Annotated in this window: 14 protein-coding genes and 1 tRNA gene; 8 read left to right on the forward strand and 7 right to left on the reverse strand. The window is 72.6% G+C overall.

Translation table 11 applies throughout. The features are described 5' to 3' along the window. Positions 1-211 precede the first annotated feature (211 nt). The 3 genes from hutH to IEZ07_RS28655 all read left to right on the forward strand — a co-directional run bounded on the left by hutH (position 212) and on the right by IEZ07_RS28655 (position 3,731). Positions 212-1,759 (forward strand): histidine ammonia-lyase, encoded by a 1,548-nt coding sequence (hutH, locus tag IEZ07_RS28645; RefSeq protein ID WP_191897632.1) that lies wholly within the window; start codon positions 212-214, stop codon positions 1,757-1,759. Between the two features lie 134 nt (positions 1,760-1,893). After that, positions 1,894-2,904 carry a chorismate-binding protein gene (locus IEZ07_RS28650; RefSeq protein ID WP_191897633.1) on the forward strand — a complete coding sequence of 337 codons (1,011 nt, stop codon included), beginning with the start codon at positions 1,894-1,896 and terminating at the stop codon, positions 2,902-2,904. Next, positions 2,901-3,731, forward strand: a complete 831-nt coding sequence (locus IEZ07_RS28655) for an aminotransferase class IV (protein ID WP_068895439.1) — start codon at positions 2,901-2,903, stop codon at positions 3,729-3,731. The genes IEZ07_RS28650 and IEZ07_RS28655 overlap by 4 nt, the downstream gene beginning before the upstream one ends. A gap of 214 nt (positions 3,732-3,945) precedes the next feature. On the opposite strand, the gene IEZ07_RS28660 is transcribed toward IEZ07_RS28655, so the two are convergent. Beyond that, positions 3,946-5,298, reverse strand: a complete 1,353-nt coding sequence (locus IEZ07_RS28660) for an LVIVD repeat-containing protein (RefSeq protein ID WP_191897684.1) — start codon at positions 5,296-5,298, stop codon at positions 3,946-3,948. 93 nt (positions 5,299-5,391) lie between these two features. Here IEZ07_RS28660 and IEZ07_RS28665 point away from each other — a divergent pair, with 93 nt between their 5' ends. After that, a complete protein-coding gene (locus tag IEZ07_RS28665; RefSeq protein ID WP_191897634.1) occupies positions 5,392-6,024 on the forward strand; it encodes a DUF305 domain-containing protein in 633 nt (210 codons plus the stop codon). 64 nt (positions 6,025-6,088) lie between these two features. Here IEZ07_RS28665 and IEZ07_RS28670 read toward each other — a convergent pair whose 3' ends face one another. Then, the gene (locus IEZ07_RS28670; protein ID WP_068895435.1) at positions 6,089-6,505 is read right to left on the reverse strand and encodes an SsgA family sporulation/cell division regulator; all 417 of its coding nucleotides are present in this window, start codon (positions 6,503-6,505) and stop codon (positions 6,089-6,091) included. A gap of 467 nt (positions 6,506-6,972) precedes the next feature. On the opposite strand from IEZ07_RS28670, the gene IEZ07_RS28675 reads away from it, so the two are divergent. Continuing rightward, positions 6,973-7,044, forward strand: a tRNA-Val gene (locus tag IEZ07_RS28675). Between the two features lie 163 nt (positions 7,045-7,207). On the opposite strand, the gene IEZ07_RS28680 is transcribed toward IEZ07_RS28675, so the two are convergent. Continuing rightward, complete coding sequence (locus IEZ07_RS28680) at positions 7,208-7,948, reverse strand: carbonic anhydrase (protein ID WP_191897635.1); 741 nt, start codon at positions 7,946-7,948, stop codon at positions 7,208-7,210. Between the two features lie 578 nt (positions 7,949-8,526). Here IEZ07_RS28680 and IEZ07_RS28685 point away from each other — a divergent pair. After that, positions 8,527-8,985, forward strand: a complete 459-nt coding sequence (locus IEZ07_RS28685) for a DoxX family protein (protein ID WP_191897636.1) — start codon at positions 8,527-8,529, stop codon at positions 8,983-8,985. Between the two features lie 26 nt (positions 8,986-9,011). Here the strand turns inward: IEZ07_RS28685 and arfA are convergent, their stop codons facing one another. Together arfA and IEZ07_RS28695 are read right to left on the reverse strand one after the other, a co-directional pair. Beyond that, complete coding sequence (gene arfA, locus IEZ07_RS28690) at positions 9,012-10,520, reverse strand: arabinosylfuranosidase ArfA (protein ID WP_191897637.1); 1,509 nt, start codon at positions 10,518-10,520, stop codon at positions 9,012-9,014. Between the two features lie 268 nt (positions 10,521-10,788). Beyond that, positions 10,789-12,132: an alpha-amylase family glycosyl hydrolase gene (locus IEZ07_RS28695; protein WP_191897638.1), complete on the reverse strand. Its 1,344-nt coding sequence runs from the start codon at positions 12,130-12,132 to the stop codon at positions 10,789-10,791. A gap of 202 nt (positions 12,133-12,334) precedes the next feature. Here IEZ07_RS28695 and IEZ07_RS28700 point away from each other — a divergent pair, with 202 nt between their 5' ends. Then, a complete protein-coding gene (locus IEZ07_RS28700) occupies positions 12,335-13,231 on the forward strand; it encodes a TIGR03564 family F420-dependent LLM class oxidoreductase (protein WP_191897639.1) in 897 nt (298 codons plus the stop codon). Positions 13,232-13,445: 214 nt separating this feature from the next. On the opposite strand, the gene IEZ07_RS28705 is transcribed toward IEZ07_RS28700, so the two are convergent. Both IEZ07_RS28705 and dapD read right to left on the reverse strand, forming a co-directional pair. Beyond that, positions 13,446-14,060 carry a phosphatase PAP2 family protein gene (locus tag IEZ07_RS28705; protein WP_068895427.1) on the reverse strand — a complete coding sequence of 205 codons (615 nt, stop codon included), beginning with the start codon at positions 14,058-14,060 and terminating at the stop codon, positions 13,446-13,448. 3 nt (positions 14,061-14,063) lie between these two features. Further along, positions 14,064-15,041, reverse strand: coding sequence for a 2,3,4,5-tetrahydropyridine-2,6-dicarboxylate N-succinyltransferase (gene dapD, locus IEZ07_RS28710; RefSeq protein WP_191897640.1), 978 nt, complete (start codon positions 15,039-15,041; stop codon positions 14,064-14,066). Between the two features lie 161 nt (positions 15,042-15,202). On the opposite strand from dapD, the gene thrS reads away from it, so the two are divergent. After that, a complete protein-coding gene (gene thrS, locus IEZ07_RS28715) occupies positions 15,203-17,170 on the forward strand; it encodes a threonine--tRNA ligase (RefSeq protein ID WP_191897641.1) in 1,968 nt (655 codons plus the stop codon). Positions 17,171-17,201 lie beyond the last annotated feature (31 nt).

The raw sequence follows: 17,201 nt of genomic DNA on the forward strand, positions 1-17,201 counted from the left end.
TTCGAACCCGCGACCCTCACCTTGGCAAGGTGATGCTCTACCACTGAGCCACTTCCGCGTGTTTCCCGGGCGAGCCGGTCTCACGCAGAGAACTCTAGCGAATAGGCGGCGACTCCCCAAACCGGGATTCCGCCCCCGCGTCGTCCGGAGGGTGAATGTAAGGGCCTAGCATGGGGGCCACCGGTTACATCGAATGCGAGAGAGTGACACCATGCGCGACAACGTGGTCGTGGACATCGGGCCCGAGCCGCTGACCTTCGCCGAGGTGGTGGCCGTCGCCAGACGCGGCGCCGCCGTACGGCTCACCGACGACGCCGTGGCCGCGATGGCCGCGGCCCGCACTCGCGTCGACGAGCTCGCCGAGAGCCCCACCCCGGCCTACGGGGTGTCGACCGGCTTCGGGGCGCTGGCCACCCGGCACATCGACCCCTCACTGCGCGCGCAGCTCCAGCGCTCGCTGGTCCGCTCGCACGCCGCCGGGTCCGGCCCGGAGGTGGAGACCGAGGTGACCCGCGCGCTGATGCTGCTGCGCCTGCACACCCTGACCACCGGGCACACCGGGGTGCGGCCGCAGACCGCCAGGGTGCTGGCCGGCCTGCTCAACGCGCACATCACCCCGGTCGTGCACGAGTACGGCAGCCTGGGCTGCTCCGGAGACCTCGCCCCGCTCTCCCACGTGGCCCTGACGATCATGGGGGAGGGCGTCGTCCGCGACGCGGCCGGGAACCTCACCGGCGCGGCCGAGGCGCTCAAGCAGGCGGGCGTCGAGCCGGTCGAGCTGGCCGCCAAGGAGGGCCTCGCGCTCATCAACGGCACCGACGGCATGCTGGGCATGCTGATCCTGGCCATGGACGACCTGGCGAGGCTGTTCAAGACCGCCGACGTCGGCGCGGCCATGAGCGTGGAGGCGCTGCTCGGCACCGACCGGGTCTTCGCCGCCGACCTGCAGGCCCTGCGCCCGCACCCCGGCCAGGCCGCCAGCGCCGCCAACCTCCGGGCGCTGCTCGCGGACTCGGGCATCATGGCCAGCCACCGGGACGGCACCTGCACCCGCGTCCAGGACGCCTACTCGCTGCGCTGCGCCCCGCAGGTCGCCGGAGCCGCCCGCGACACCCTCGCGCACGCCGCCTCGGTCGCGATGCGCGAGCTCGCCTCCGCGATCGACAACCCGGTGGTCCTGGCCGACGGCCGGGTGGAGTCCAACGGCAACTTCCACGGCGCCCCCGTCGGCTACGTGCTGGACTTCCTGGCCATCGCGGTCGCCGACCTGGCGAGCATCTCCGAGCGGCGCACCGACCGCATGCTCGACGTCGCCCGCAGCCACGGCCTGCCGGCCTTCCTGGCCGACGACCCCGGCGTGGACTCCGGCCACATGATCGCCCAGTACACCCAGGCCGCGATCGTCTCCGAGCTCAAGCGCCTGGCGGTCCCCGCCAGCGTGGACTCCATCCCGAGCTCCGCCATGCAGGAGGACCACGTCTCCATGGGCTGGTCGGCCGCCCGCAAGCTGCGCCGCGCGGTGGACGGGCTGACCAGGGTGCTCGCGGTGGAGATCCTCACCGCGGCCCGCGCGATCGACCTTCGGGCGCCGCACCGGCCCGCGCCCGCGACCGGGGCCGTGGTGGCCGCCCTGCGCGAGACGGTCGCCGGCCCCGGCCCGGACCGCTTCCTCGCGCCGGAGATCGAGGCGGTGGTCCGGCTGGTCGCGGACGGCGCGGTCGTCACCGCCGCGGAGACGGTCACCGGGCCCCTGGCCTGAGGGCCCGCCCTCCCGCGGAGCGCCGCCCCGGCCCGGTGACGGGGCGGTGCTCCGCGGAAGCGCCGCCCCGCCCGCGGCCCGGACACCGGCGGGCTTCCTGCGGCGGCGGGCGGGACAGGCGGGACAATAGGAGGGTGCACGACTCGTTCGCCCACGTCGGCGGTCACCTGGCCACCCGGCTCCTCGACGTCACCACCGACCTGTCCGCGCTCGACGGCCGGGGGTGGTGGGCCGTCGTGGTCGACTACGAGGGCAAGGTCACGTGCGCCCGGTTCGCCGACGTCCGGGCCGCGCCGCTGCCCGCGCCGCGCCGGCCCTGGCGCGGCCCGCACCCGTCGCGGTGGCGCAGTTCGCTCGACCGCGCCGCGTACGAGGAGGGCGTGCGCCGCATCCGCGACCGGATCGAGCGCGGCGACGTCTATCAGGCCAACCTGTGCCGGGTGCTCACCGCGCCGCTGACCGGGGACCCGGACCCGGCGGCCCTGGCCGTACGGCTCGCGGAGGGCAACCCCGCGCCCTACGCCGCCACGGTCAGCGTGCCGGGGCTGAGCGTGGTCTCCGCCTCGCCGGAGCTCTACCTGTCCAGGGAGGGCGACGTGATCGAGTCCCGGCCGATCAAGGGGACCGGGGCCACCGCGGCGGACCTGCTGGACAAGGACCACGCGGAGAACGTGATGATCGTCGACCTGGTCCGCAACGACCTGGGCCGGGTCGCCGCGGTGGGCTCGGTGAGCGTCCCGGCGCTGTGCGAGGTCGAGGAGCATCCCGGGCTGGTGCACCTGGTCTCCACGGTCCGGGCCCGCCTCGCGCCGGAGTCCGGCTGGCCGGAGCTGTTCGCCGCGACGTTCCCTCCGGGTTCGGTGACCGGCGCACCGAAGTATTCCGCCCTGCGCATCATCGAGGAGCTCGAACCCGAGCCGCGGGGGCCATACTGTGGTGCGGTGGGCTGGGTCGACGCCGATCGGCACCGGGCGTCGCTGGCCGTGGGAATCCGCACGTTCTGGCTCTCCTCCGGTGAGATCCGCTTCGGCACGGGGGCGGGCATCACCTGGGGGAGCGATCCGCGGCGTGAATGGCAGGAAACCGAGCTGAAGGCGTCCCGGCTCATCGCGCTCGCCTCCACCCCTGAAGGAGATTTCCGATGAACGTTCCCGTGTGGGTCAACGGGAGACTGACCGATCCGGCGCAGGCCGCCGTCTCGGTCTTCGACCACGGCCTCATGGTCGGCGACGGCGTGTTCGAGACCGTCAAGTGCGTCGGCGGAGCCCCGTTCGCGCTCACCCGCCACCTGGAGCGGCTCCGGCTCTCCGCCCGGCGGATGGAGATGCCCGAGCCCGACACCGACGCGATCGCCGAGGGCGTGCGGGCCTGCCTGGCCCAGGCGCCCTCCTGGGCCCTGGGCCGGATCCGCATCACCCACACCAGCGGTCCGGGCCCTCTCGGCTCCGACCGGGGCGACCAGGGCCCCACGACCGTGATCGTCGTCGCGGAGCAGAGGCCCTTCCCCGCCACCGCGGACGTCGCCGTGGTGCCGTGGCCGCGCAACGAGCACGGCGCGCTGGCCGGGGTGAAGAGCACCTCCTACGGCGAGAACGCCAAGGCGCTCTTCTACGCCAAGGCCAGGGGCGGCGGAGAGGCGATCTTCGGGAACACCGCGGGGAACCTCTGCGAGGGCACCGGCAGCAACGTCTTCATCGTGCGCGAGGGCCGGCTGATCACCCCCACCCTCGCGGCCGGCTGCCTGGCGGGCGTCACCCGCGCGCTCACCCTGGAGTGGTGCGGCGGGGTCGAGGAGGACGTCCCGCTCGCGGCGCTGCGCGAGGCCGACGAGGCGTTCCTGACCTCGACCACCCGGGACGTCCAGCCGATCCGGACGGTCGACGGGGCCGTGCTCCCGGCGGCTCCGGGCCCGATCACCGTCAAGGCGATGCGGATCTTCGCCGAGCGCGCCGCGGACGACCTCGACCCGTGACGGCCGGACGCGGCGGTTCCGCTGCGGACGGCCGTCACGGAGGAGGGCCCGGAGGCCGGGGTCCGCGCTGCGGGAACGGGCCCCGGGCCGTCGGTCCCCGAGGCGACGCATGACCGGATGAGACGGGCGCCCCCGTACCGGTCGTACGGCGGGCGACGAGGGCCGTTCCCCTGCACGGGCGAGGAACGGCCCACCGGTCATGGTCTACCGATGTCTAGTAGGACGTCTGGGTCTGCGGGTTCAGCTCCTCCAGTGACGCCTTCCCGGCCGGGTCGGTCAGCGGGTCGTCGATCCGGAGCACGTCCAGGCCCTTGGTGATGTCGCTGGAGTAGATGTGGCCGTTGTAGTAGTAGGCCGACCAGGAGCCGCCGAGGGTGCTGACCGGGCCGCGCTCGAAGAAGCCGATCTCCCGGGGGTTCGCCGAGTCGGTGAAGTCCCAGACCGACACCCCGCCCTGGTACCACGCCTGGACCATGACGTCCTTGCCGGGGATCGGGAGCAGGTTGCCGTTGTGGGCGACGCAGTTCTCCCCGGGCTGCTGCTCCCTGGGGATCTTGAAGTAGGCGCGCCGGGTGAGCGTGCGGTCCGCGCTCAGGTCGTAGACGGCGCTCGCGCCCTTGGTCCGGGGGGTGCCGCGGTCGCAGGTGGCGCCCGAACCGCCGCCCAGCTCGTCACCGAAGACGAGCTTCGTGGCGTCGTTGTTGAAGGTGGCCGAGTGCCAGATGGAGAAGTTCTCCTCGTCGCTCACGTGCTGGAGCACCTTGGGCTTCACCCGGTCGGAGATGTCCAGCAGGATGCCGTCGCCGAAGCAGGCCGCGGCGGCGAGATCCTTCTCCGGGTAGGCCGTGATGTCGTGGCAGCCGCCGATCTCCGCCTCGGCGCCGGGCTCGGAGATCACCGGCTTGGCGACCACCTTCGCCGCCGCGGGGTTCCCGACGGGCACCTCGACGATCGAGAAGACGTTGTGCGGGGCCGGGCAGGTGGCCGAACCCGGCTCCGGGCCGGGGGAGGAGACGTAGAGGTAGACCGTCTCGGCGTTCTCACCCGGCACGAGGGTGTGGGTGTGCGAGCCGCAGGCGGTGCTGACGGCCGAGACGAACTTCGGATGGGCCTTGTCGGAGACGTCGAAGATGCGGATGCCCTCCCAGTCGCCTCCCTCCTGGCCGCCGCCCTGGGCGGCGTCGCATGCCGGGCCGCCGCGCGGGGTGTCCACGGAGAGGAAGAGCAGGTTCCCCGTCACCGAGACGTCGTTCTGCTCGCCCGGGCAGAGCACCCGGCTGACCACGGAGGGCTTCGCCGGGTCGGAGATGTCGAAGACGGTGAAGCCGTCGTAGTTGCCGACGAACGCGTGGTCGCCCTGGAAGGCCAGGTCGGTGCCCCATGACTGGGGGCCGTCGAGGGGCGGCTGCGGCGGCATGTTGGCGACGTGGGTGACGTTGGCGCTGTGCATCACGTCGCCGGCGTCGGGCTGCGCGGACGCCGACGCGGCCGGAGCGCTGGAGCCGGCGGCGGACGGCGCGGCCGTACCGGAGTCCGGCGGTTCGGAGTTCGCGCCGCAGCCCGCCATCACGAGCATCGCCGCCAGCGCGAACGCCACGGTTGATCGCACAGTGCCCCCATTGATTCGAATGTTTACCGCATTATTGATGTTATGGGGATTATGTGCCGTTCGAGTCTCGTCCTGGTCGCGATCGTGGGGACGGCCGTCGTGACGGGGTGCGCGGCATCCCCGCAGGGAACGGGATCGCCGCTGGTGGCGGGCACCGGCGCACCGGTCATCGTGCCGGGCGGTCCCGGGGACGCCGGCCGTACGGCGACGCCGGGCGAGCGGCTGGGGGAGTCCGAGGCCCGGGTGGGCGCGGCGGACGTGCGGTTCGCCGAGGGCATGATCCCGCACCACCGCCAGGCCCTGGAGATGGCGGAGCTGGTCCCGGCGCGGTCGTCGTCGAAGGAGGTGCGCACGCTCGCGGAGCGGATCGGCGCGGCGCAGCGGCCCGAGATCGCGGCCATGACCTCATGGCTGGAATCGGTCGGCCGCCCGCAGGACGGCCATGGCGGGCACGACGACCACACCGTCACCCCGGAGGAGATGAACCGGCTCAGGACGGCCAGGGGCGCGGCCTTCGACGAGCTCTTCCTGACCCTGATGATCCGTCACCACGAGGCCGCGGTGACGATGGCGTCGCAGCAGCTCAGGACGGGCACGGACCGGGCCATGATCGCCATGGCGGGCGACGTCGTCTCCGGTCAGGGCATCGAGATCGCCCGCATGCGCGGGATGCTCGGCAGGTAGGCGCCGGACCGGATCGCGGCGACCCGGGGCGGGCCGCCGCGCCGGGGGCGGCGGAGCCGGGTGGTCAGGAGCTCCAGAGCATGTTGCTGAGCTCGGAGTCGAGGTTCATGAAGTCGGTCTCCCGGCCCGCGGGGACCAGCTCGTAGGTCCGGTGCAGGAACTCGGTGAGCGGGGCCAGCGGGACCTCGAACAGAGCCTGGCCGAACGGCGAGGTGAGGCTGATGTGCAGGGTCCGCTCCCCGTCGGCGCGGGCGGGCCACACCTGGACGTCGCCGTCGCCGACCCGGCGCACGATGCCGACGGTCAGCAGCTCGCGGGCGAAGATCCACTCCACGGGCTCGTCGTTGCCCACGTGGAAGGCCATCCTGATGGCGTACGGATCGTCGGCCGTATAGCTCAGTCCGGCGAGCAGGGGGACGGTGCTACGGTCGGGGACCACAAGCCGAAGGCCCAGCTCGGCAGAGACGGTGGTGCTGTTCATCGTCAGCCAAACCTTTTCGTCGTCGGTCCCCTCTGCGGGGCTATCACTGCTGTGACGGGCTTCGTCCATGGCTATGACGCGCAACGACGGGGCCCGTAGGAAAGATTCCGCCTCCGGGCCCTTCTGTAACGCACATCACAGTGCGACATTTGGGCATCAGCCTGGCCAAACGTCATCAACCGCGTCATATTTCCAAGGGTTTTGCGCATCGTTTCCATCACGGTCGACTCCCCTGGAGGGGCGTCCTGGGCGAAGGGGTCCAGCTCGGGTCGTACGGTACTTCTGCGGATCAGGATGATGGTATGACACCGTAGCCCCCCACCGGGGCCATCCGCGGACCTTTGCCTCCTGACATGCCGCCCCCGTGCCGCCACGTCCAAGATCATGCCGTCACGCACGTCGTTTCGCCACCGGTCCCGGATTGATGTATGGTTTTCCACGTCGGCGCCGCAAGGGGCCGGTAGGGCGGGCGATTAGCTCAGCGGGAGAGCGCTTCGTTCACACCGAAGAGGTCACTGGTTCGATCCCAGTATCGCCCACACAGGTAAGACGCAGGTCAAGGCCCGCCGGTTGACACCAACCGGCGGGCCTTTCCGCTGTCGCGGACCTCTCACCCTGCTGCGATTCCCGATCTCCGAGGGCGCCCTCCCCGGCGCCGGGCAGGGCGGTGACGGGACCGCCGCTCCCGGAGCGCTCCGGCGCTCAGGCGGGGGCGCCGTGCAGGATCTCGACCCGGCCCGTGTCCAGCGAGTAGTACGCGCTGACCACCGCCAGGGTGCCCCTGCTCACCAGCGGCGCGAGGTCGCGATTGCCGCGCAGGCCGTCCGCCGTCAGCCTCACCTGGGCTCTGGTCATCGCCTCGACGGGATCGGCGTGGCTCTCCCGTGCGATCTGTTCGTACGCCGGACGCAGGGCCTGCTCGATCGCCTGCAGGTTGCCCGGCAGCGGCCTGCCTCCCCGCAGGGCCTCGTAGGCGGCGGAGACCGCGCCGCACCGCTGGTGGCCGAGTACGACGATCAGCGGGGTCCCGCTGGTCATCGGTCCGTACTCGACGGATCCGGTGACCACCGGCCCCACCGCCAGCCCGCCGGTGCGCATCACGAACAGCTCGCCCAGCCCGGTGTCGAAGACGAGCTCGGGTGCGACCCGGGAGTCGATGCACGCCAGCACCACCCCGTAGGGCTGCTGCTGCTGAGCCAGCAGCTCCCGGCGGGTGGGATCGCGATCCGGATGCCGGAGTTCGCCGGTCACCCAGCGCTCGTTGCCCTCCACCAGCCGTTCGTAGGCGGCCTTCGGCGAGCTCGGAAGAGGTTCCGCGGCGGGCGTGGGCGCCGCCGGGCTCACCGCCCCGGCCGCCGGGCGAGCGGCGAGGTACGTGGCCGCGAGGGACATGACACCGGTCAGCAGCGTTCGCCGCCCCGGGCCGTCGACAGGAAGAGTCATGGCCTGGCTCCTTCCCGTTCCGGGCAAGGCCCCGGCAATGGGGGCGTCCGGGCAGGATCGAGAACCGCCCGCCCGTGCCCGCCGGCCCGGTCGCCGACGGCGGGCAGGCGGGGATCGGGGCCGGAAAGCCTCTGGAACGTGCCATTTCATCGCGGTCCGGGCGGGCCCGGAGTTCCTCGGGGTTCCGAAACTTTTCGCGGTCGTCCGAATGATGAGATACGTCGGGAAATTTTCATCGGATATGCGGTGGCGAATCAGGCGAATTGCCGTGCGCATCCTGGTGAAATGGCAGCTGGGGGGACGTAAGGCCAGGTGGACGGGGGTTGCCGGTCGCGCTCTCCCCTGGGCGGAGGCTGTACTGGTGGTTGACAATAAGTGCCCGGGATCGCACCCTTTGGTGAGTCAGTTGAACTTTCAACGACGGTCGGTGCGTGCTGGGAAGAACCAGTGAATGGCCGTACTAATGCTTTCGGTGTATTGGACGCCATGTCTGATGGTGATTTCCCGGTGCGTTCGGACGGCTCGGATCCGCCCGCGCGGCGACGGGCACCGACCGCCACGAGACAAGGGGTGACCTCATGAAGCTCGACCGGTTCTCCGGGCCAGCGCTCTCGCTCTTCCGCGCCGTGACGGGCCTGCTGTTCCTGTTCCACGGGCTGGCGTCGATCTTCGGCGTCTTCGGCGGCAACCGCGGCACCGGCCAGGCCGTGGAGTTCGGCGCCTGGCCCGGGTGGTGGGCGGCGCTGATCCAGCTGGTCTTCGGGGCCCTGGTGCTCACCGGGCTCCTCACCCGCATCAGCGCGCTGATCTGCTCCGGCTCGATGGCGTACGCCTACTTCGTGGTGCACCAGCCGGAGCACCTCCTGCCGCTGCTCAACGGCGGAGAGCTCGCGGCGCTGTTCTGCTGGTCGTTCTTCCTCGTCGCGGTGCTCGGCCCGGGGCCGTGGGCGCTCGACGCGCTCCTGCGCCGGGACCGCAGCGCGGCGACGGCGCATCCGCCGGTGGTGGCGGCCCGGATGGGCGCCGAGCGCGCCTGAGGGACGCCACCACCGCCGGCGGGGACTCAGGCGCCGGACAGGCGGATCATGTTCCAGGAGACGGCGGGCAGCACCGCCCGCAGCGTGCCGCCGTCCGCGGTGACGCCGGTGAGCGGCCGGGGGGCGACGCGGTCGGGGTCGTCGGCGGTGTTGCGGGCGTAGACGTCGGGGCCGGACAGGGTGATGGCCGCCGTCGGCACCACCGCGCCGAGGCCGCGGGAGTCCACGGTCAGTTCGAGGGGCTCGCTCGTCGAGCGGTTCACCGCGAACAGGACCGCCTCCCCGGTCTCGGCGTCCCGGGTGGCCACCGCGTCGAGCAGCGGGACTTCGCCGTACCTGGCGGTCTCGTGGACGGGGGAGACCGGCTCGACGCGCAGGACGTCGCCGCGGGCGTGCGCGGCGGTCAGCGCGAACGGGTGGAAGGTGGTCTGCCGCCAGGCCCGGCCTCCCGGCTCGGTCATGATCGGGGCGATCACGTTGACCAGCTGGGCCAGGGAGGCCGCCGTCACCCGGTCGCTGTGGCGGAGCAGCGAGATCAGCAGGCCGCCCAGGGTCACGGCGTCGGCCAGGTGGTAGTGGTCCTCGAGCAGCGGCGGCGCGACCGGCCAGTCCGCGGGAGGCTCGGCGTTCTGGAAGCGGGACATGTACCAGACGTTCCACTCGTCGAACGACACGTTGATCCGCTTCTTGGCGCCCAGCCGCGCGCGGACGCTGTCGGCGGTGGCCACGACCGACTCCACGAAGTGGTCCATGTCGACGGCCGAGGCCAGGAAACTGGCCAGGTCGCCGTCGTGCTCCTCGTAGTAGGCGTGGCAGGAGACGTAGTCGACCACGTCGTAGGTCTCCTCCAGCACGGTGGCCTCCCAGGCGCCGAAGGTCGGCATGGACGAGCCGGAGCTGCCGCAGGCGACCAGTTCCAGGTCGCGGTCGAGCATGCGCATCGCGCGACCGGTCTCCGCGGCGAGCCTGCCGTACTCGCGGGCCGTCTTGTGGCCGATCTGCCAGGGGCCGTCCATCTCGTTGCCCAGGCACCACATGCGGATCGCGTGGGGCTCCTTGGCGCCGTTGGCGCGGCGCAGGTCCGACCAGTGGGTGCCGGACTCCAGGTTGCAGTACTCCAGCAGGTCGAGCGCCTCCTGGATGCCCCGGGTGCCGAGGTTGACGGCCATCATCGGCTCCACTCCGGCCCTGCGCGCCCAGCGCATGAACTCGTCCAGGCCGACGTGGTTGGGCTCGGTGCTGTGCCAGGCCAGGTCGAGCCGGCGGGGGCGGTTCTCCACCGGCCCGATGCCGTCCTCCCAGCGGTAGCCGGAGACGAAGTTGCCGCCCGGGTAGCGGACGGTCGTCACCCCCAGCTCCCGGGTGAGCTCCAGCACGTCGCGGCGGAAGCCGTCCTCGTCGGCGGTGGCGTGGCCGGGCTCGTGGATGCCGGTGTAGACGCACCGGCCGAGGTGCTCGACGAACGTGCCGAAGGTACGGCGGTGCACCGGTGCGATGCGGAAGGCCGGATCGAGTGTGACGTGTGCCTGCTGCACGGAGACTGCTCCCTGTCGGTGCGGTGGTGGGCGGATCCGGGCCGGCCTCCGGTCCGGAGGCCGGCTCGGCGGCGGTGGGCCGATGCCGCCCGATTGTTAGCGTTATCACAAGCGGCAGTCAAGGGATCGGTCCTCACCGGAGCGGCCGGGCGGCCGGGGGACGGGAGAACCGCCGCGCAGGACGACAGGGCCGGTGGCCTGCGCGCGGGGCGGGCGGGAAGCCGCCCGCCGAGACGCCGGCCCCGCGCCGGGGCGGTCTCGGGTCGGGTCAGCGTCCGCCGAGGACGGCCCAGCCGTGAGCGGGGACCAGGGCCGGGTCTCCCGGGGCGGCGGGCGGGCCGGACGACTCGAGGACGGCGAGCCGTGCGGTCCCGCCGGGGGAGGTCCCGGTGAAGGTCTCCGGGGGGAAGCGGTAGGGCTCGTCGCCGAGGTTGAGCAGGGTGAGGAGCCGGCGGTCCGGGCCGGCGGGGGCGGCGGAGAGCAGTGCGGCGGCCCGGTTGCTCAGGTGCGGCAGGGTGGTGCGGGCCCCGGTCAGCCACGGGTGGCGGCGGCGGAGCCCGATCAGGCGCCGGTGCAGCCGGTGGACGGGCCATCCGGCGCCGGGCAGCTCGTCCGGGCGGCCGGGGAAGGCCGGGCGGACCGCGTCGTCCCCGCCGGCCCGGTCCTCCTTGATCCCCCGCATTCCCTGCTCGTCGCCGTAGTAGACGCTGGGCACGCCGCCGACGGTGAACAGCACCGCCAGCGCGTGGCCGAGGTGGCGGTCGTCGTCCAGGCGGCTGGCCAGCCGGGTCACGTCGTGGTTGCCGGCGAAGGTCAGGGGCGTGAAGGCCGAGAGCAGTTCGCCGTGGCGTTCCAGGGTCCAGGCCAGCTCGTAGAGGTTCCCGTCGTTGATCGAGCTCCAGATCGCCTTCCAGAGCTCGTACTGGGTGACGGAGTCCAGCCCGCTGTCCCGGACGTATCCGGCGTAGTCGCCGTGGATGACCTCGCCGACGAACCAGGCGCCGGGGTGCAGCGGCCGGAGCCGGTCCAGCGCCTCGCGCCAGAAGCGCGGCGGCACCGCGTAGGCGGCGTCCAGCCGCCAGCCCGACGCCCCCCGGCCGAGCCAGTGGTCCATGACGCGCACGACGTGGTCGAGCACCGCGGGCTCGCCGTGGTCGAGGGCGACCAGGTGGTGATGGCCCTCGAAGGTGTCGTAGTCCGCTGTGCCGCTCGGCGTCGGCGCCCGGCGGAACCACGCGGCCGCGGCCGGGTCGGCGCCGGCCCGCCGGAACACCTCGAAGCCCCGGCCGACGTGGTTGAAGACGCCGTCCAGGACGACGTGCAGGCCCCGGCGGCGGGCGGCGGAGACCAGCCGGTCGAAGTCGGCGTCGTCGCCGAGCCTCGGATCGATCCGGAAGTGGTCGACGGTGTCGTACCCGTGGGTCTCCGAGGCGAAGACCGGCCCCAGCTGGAGGCCGGAGCAGCCCAGCTCGACGGCGTAGTCCAGCCAGGCCTCGAGGTGCCGCAGCCGGTGCCGGACGGGGGCTCCGTCCGGGAGCGCGGCCGGTTCGGCGCCGGTGAACCCGAGGGGGTACACCTGCCACCAGATCGCGTGCTCGGCCCACGGTGCCACGGTCGTCCTCCCTGCCTGCGGTCACCTGATTCTCGCAGTTAACCCCCGCCCCGGACGTCACCCGTGCCCCGTCCGCGCGCCCGCATGCGGGCCGCCCGCGACCGGAGGGAGTAGGGCGGAACGGTCCAAGCGGAACAATCTTCGGTTATCTGCGGAAGGCGTCCTACACTGGCCCGAACCACCAGAATGGAGTTCGGTAGAGATGCGAATCGGCCTGTTCATCAACGAGCCCAAGTCCCCCGATGTGCTCGGCAAACTGCGGGAGAAGATCGCCCGCGGGGCCGATGAGGGCTTCACCTCGGCGTGGGTCTCCCACATCTTCGGACTCGACGCGCTCACCGCCCTGGCCGTGGCCGGCGCCGCGGTGCCGGGGATCGAGCTCGGCACCGCGGTCGTGCCGACCTACCCCCGCCACCCCGCCGCGCTGGCCCAGCAGGCGCTCACGGCCAACGCCGCCCTGGACGGCCGCCTGACCCTGGGCATCGGGCTCTCCCACCAGATGGTGATCGAGGGCATGTTCGGCTACAGCTACGACAGGCCCGCCCGGCACATGCGCGAGTACCTGTCGGTGCTGATGCCGCTGGCGCGGGGGGAGAACGTCGCCTTCGAGGGTGAGACGATAACCGCCCGGATCGGCCTGAGCACGCCCGGCGCGGGGGACATGCCGGTCCTCATCGCCGCCCTGGCCCCGCGGATGCTCAAACTGGCCGGCGAGGCCGCCGACGGCACCGTGCTCTGGATGACCGGCCCCAGGACCGTCGCCGAGCACATCGCCCCCGCCGTCACCGAGGCGGCGCGGGCCGCGGGCCGCCCCGCGCCGCGGATCGTCTGCGCGCTCCCCGTCTGCGTCACCGACGACGTCGAGGCCGCCCGGGCCAGGGCGGCGAAGGTGTTCGCCGTCTACGGGCAGCTGCCGTCCTACCGGGCGGTGCTCGACCGGGAGGGCGCGGCCGGTCCGGCCGACGTGGCGATCGTCGGGGACGAGGAGACCGTCGCCGCCCAGATCGCGACGCTCGCCGAGGCCGGGGTCACCGACTTCGCCGCCGCCGAGTTCGCCTCCGACGACCGGACCCGGCGGTTCCTCAAGTCCCTCCTCTGACGTAAGACCCTCCTCTGGCGTCGCACCGGGCTTCCGCCGCCTCCGGGCCGGGCGGGCTCCCCCCGGCCCGGCACCGGGCCGTACGGCGCGGGCCTGCCAGGACGCGCCGTACGGTGTCCGGGGGACTGCGGACGCCGGGGCGCGCCGTACGTGTCCGGGGGAGTCGCGGGCACCGGGGTGCGCCGTACGGTCCGGGGAGCCGCGGGCGCGGCGGTCAGACGCCGAACGCGGCCAGGGTCGCCCAGGCCGAACCGCCGCCGGTGACCACCCCGGCGGCGACCTGGGCGGGGGTGTGGTGCCGCAGCCGCACCCGCGCCCAGCAGATCACCGCGACGACCGGCGCGCCCGCCGCCAGGGCGGGTACGGCCGGCAGCGTGTGGGCGAGCACCACCACGGTGCCGGCCGACACGGCCGCGTGGAAGGAGATCTTCCAGCGGAGGGTGATCGGGACCGTCAGGGCGAGGGCGGCCAGCATCGCGGCCACCGTGGCGATCAGCAGCGGCGGCCCGCCCAGGGAGGCCAGCAGCACCAGGGCGACGACCACCGCGACCATCGCCACCAGCAGCGGCCTGGTCCGGCTCGCCCGGTCGACCAGGTGGTGGGAGTCCAGCCGCCCGGAGCGCACCCCGGCCAGGATCACCCCGGCCGGGACCCCGCCGCACAGCACCGAGGCCATCAGCCCCCACGCCGCGCCCGGCCAGCCGCCCGTGGCCAGGCCGACCACCGGCGGAAGGCCGATGACCAGCGCCTGGGGCGAGAAGACGTCGGTCACCCACCGTGCGACGGTCGCGCCGATCCTGGAGTCCGGCGCCGCTCCCTGGCCCGCCATCGGTCAGTCGTTGGCGTGCAGGATGCTGTTGAGCTCCACCCCGGTGCCCTGGCGGGGGACGACCTCGACGGCGCCGGTGGTGGAGTTGCGGCGGAACAGCAGCCCGGAGGCGCCCGAGAACTCGGCGGCCTTGGCGACCGTGCCGTCGGGGAGCGTGACCTTGGTCCCGGCCGTGACGTAGAGACCGGCCTCCACCACCACGTCGTCGCCCAGGGAGATGCCGATGCCGCTGTTGGCGCCGAGCAGGCAGCGCTGCCCGACGGAGATGACCTGCCTGCCGCCGCCCGACAGGGTGCCCATGATCGAGGCGCCGCCGCCGACGTCGGAGCCGTCGCCCACGACGACCCCGGCCGAGATGCGGCCCTCCACCATGGAGGTGCCCAGGGTGCCGGCGTTGAAGTTGACGAAGCCCTCGTGCATCACCGTCGTGCCGGCGGCCAGGTGCGCGCCGAGCCGGACGCGGTCGGCCTCGGCGATGCGCACGCCGGTCGGCACCACGTAGTCGACCATCCGGGGGAACTTGTCGACGCCGTAGACGGTCACCTGCCCGCGGGCGCGCAGCCGGAGCCGGACCTCCTCGAAGCCCTCGACCGCGCAGGGGCCGTGGTTGGTCCACACGACGTTGCTCAGCAGGCCGAAGACGCCGTCGAGGTTCTGCCCGTGCGGCTTGACCAGCCGCGCGGAGAGCAGGTGCAGGCGCAGGTAGGCGTCGTGCGCGTCGGCGGGCGGCTCCGACAGCTTGGCGATCCCGGTCTCCACGGCGACCACCTCCACACCGCGGTCGGCGTCGGGGCCGAGCAGCGCGGCGGCGGCCGGGCCGAGGGCCTCGGCGGCCTCCTGCGCGGTCAGCCGCCGGGTGCCCGGTGCGGAGGGCTCGCCCAGCCTGGGCGAGGGGAACCAGGTGTCGAGCACGGTCCCGTCAGGGGTGATGGTCGCGATGCCGACGCCGTGGGCGCCGGAAGTCTGAGCTGCTGCGTTCACAGCGACCAAGACTAAATGATGTCCCGGGAGCGGGCCGCGGACGGGTCCGCGCCGGGGGAGCGGGCCCGCCCGGCCCGGGGCGCCGCAGGCGGAACGCCCGGGAATTCGCGTTGCGGTCACCGGTAGCATCGGTTTTCTGACCACTCATCGAAGGAGCAACCGTGTCTGCCGTGCCAGAACTTCGCATCACCCTCGCCGGAGCCGAGCGTGTGGTGGCCGGGGGCACGACGTACGGCGACGTCCTCGGAGCCGACGGCCGTTCCGTGGTCGCCGCCCGGGCGAACGGCGAGCTGAAGGACCTCGCGGCGGCCGTGGCCGACGGCGACGCGATCGAGCCCGTCGAGGCCGGCAGCGCCGACGGCCGGGCGATCATCCGCCACTCCACCGCGCACGTCATGGCCCAGGCCGTCCAGGAGATCTTCCCCGAGGCGAAGCTCGGCATCGGCCCGCCGGTCGAGAACGGCTTCTACTACGACTTCGACGTCGCCGCCGCGTTCACCCCCGAGGACCTCAAGCGCATCGAGAAGCGCATGCGCGAGATCGTCAAGCAGGGGCAGCTGTTCTCCCGCCGTCCCGTCTCCGACGAGGACGCGCGCACCGAGCTCGCCGCCGAGCCGTACAAGCTGGAGCTGATCGGCCTCAAGGGCGGCGCGGCCGACGAGGAGAGCGTCGAGGTCGGCGCGGGCCAGCTGACCATCTACGACAACCTCGACGCCAAGACCGGCGAGTTGTGCTGGAAGGACCTGTGCCGCGGCCCGCACGTGCCGAGCACCCGGTCCATCCCGGCGTTCAAGCTGATGCGCTCCGGCGGCGCCTACTGGCGGGGCAGCGAGAAGAACCCGCAGCTGCAGCGGATCTACGGCACCGCCTGGGAGTCGCGCGAGAAGCAGGACGAATACCTCCACCTGCTGGAGGAGGCAGAGAAGCGCGACCACCGCAAGCTCGGCGCCGAGCTCGACCTGTTCTCCTTCCCCGACGAGCTGGGCTCGGGCCTGCCGGTCTTCCACCCCAAGGGCGGCATGATCCGCAAGCTCATGGAGGACTACTCGCGGCGCAGGCACACCGAGGCGGGCTACTCCTTCGTCAACACCCCGCACATCACGAAGGAGAACCTCTACCAGACCTCCGGCCACCTGGACTGGTACGCCGACGGCATGTTCCCGCCCATGGAGCTCGAGGGCGCGAGATACTACCTCAAGCCGATGAACTGCCCCATGCACAACCTGATCTTCCGGGGGCGCGGGCGGTCCTACCGCGAGCTGCCGCTGCGCATGTTCGAGTTCGGCACCGTCTACCGCTACGAGAAGTCGGGCGTCGTGCACGGCCTGACCCGCGTGCGCGGCCTGACCCAGGACGACGCGCACATCTACTGCACCCGCGAGCAGATGCGCGACGAGCTGGCCTCGCTGCTCCGCTTCGTGCTCGACCTGCTGCGCGACTACGGCCTGAGCGACTTCTACCTGGAGCTGTCCACCAAGAACCCGGACAAGTCCATCGGCGACGACGCGACCTGGGAGGAGGCCACCCGGACGCTGCGCGAGGTGGCCGAGTCGGAGCAGCTGGAGCTCGTCCTCGACCCGGGCGGCGCGGCGTTCTACGGGCCGAAGATCTCCGTCCAGGCGCGCGACGCGATCGGCCGCTCGTGGCAGATGTCGACCATCCAGCTCGACTTCATGCTGCCCGAGCGCTTCGAGCTCGAATACCAGAGTGCGGACGGCTCGCGGCAGCGGCCGGTCATGATCCACCGGGCGCTGTTCGGCTCGATCGAGCGCTTCTTCGGCGTCCTGGTCGAGCACTACGCGGGCGCGTTCCCCCCCTGGCTCGCCCCGGTCCAGGTCGTCGGCATCCCGATCGCCGAGGCCCACGTGCCCTACCTGCGGGACGTGGCCGAGAAGGCCCGCGAGCGCGGCATCCGGATCGAGGTGGACGCCTCCGACGACCGGATGCAGAAGAAGATCCGCAACGCGCAGAAGGCCAAGGTGCCGTTCATGCTGCTGGCGGGCGACGAGGACATCGCGGGCGGCGCGGTCTCCTTCCGCTTCCGCAGCGGCGAGCAGAAGAACGGCGTCCCGGTCGACCAGGCGATCGACGAGATCGTCGCCGCGATCGAGAACCGCGTCCAGGTCTGATCCACGCGGGCGGGCCGGACCCTGTACGGGG

Origin of the sequence: Planomonospora parontospora (assembly GCA_014647935.1) — a bacterium.
GTDB classification, from domain to species: domain Bacteria; phylum Actinomycetota; class Actinomycetes; order Streptosporangiales; family Streptosporangiaceae; genus Planomonospora; species Planomonospora parontospora.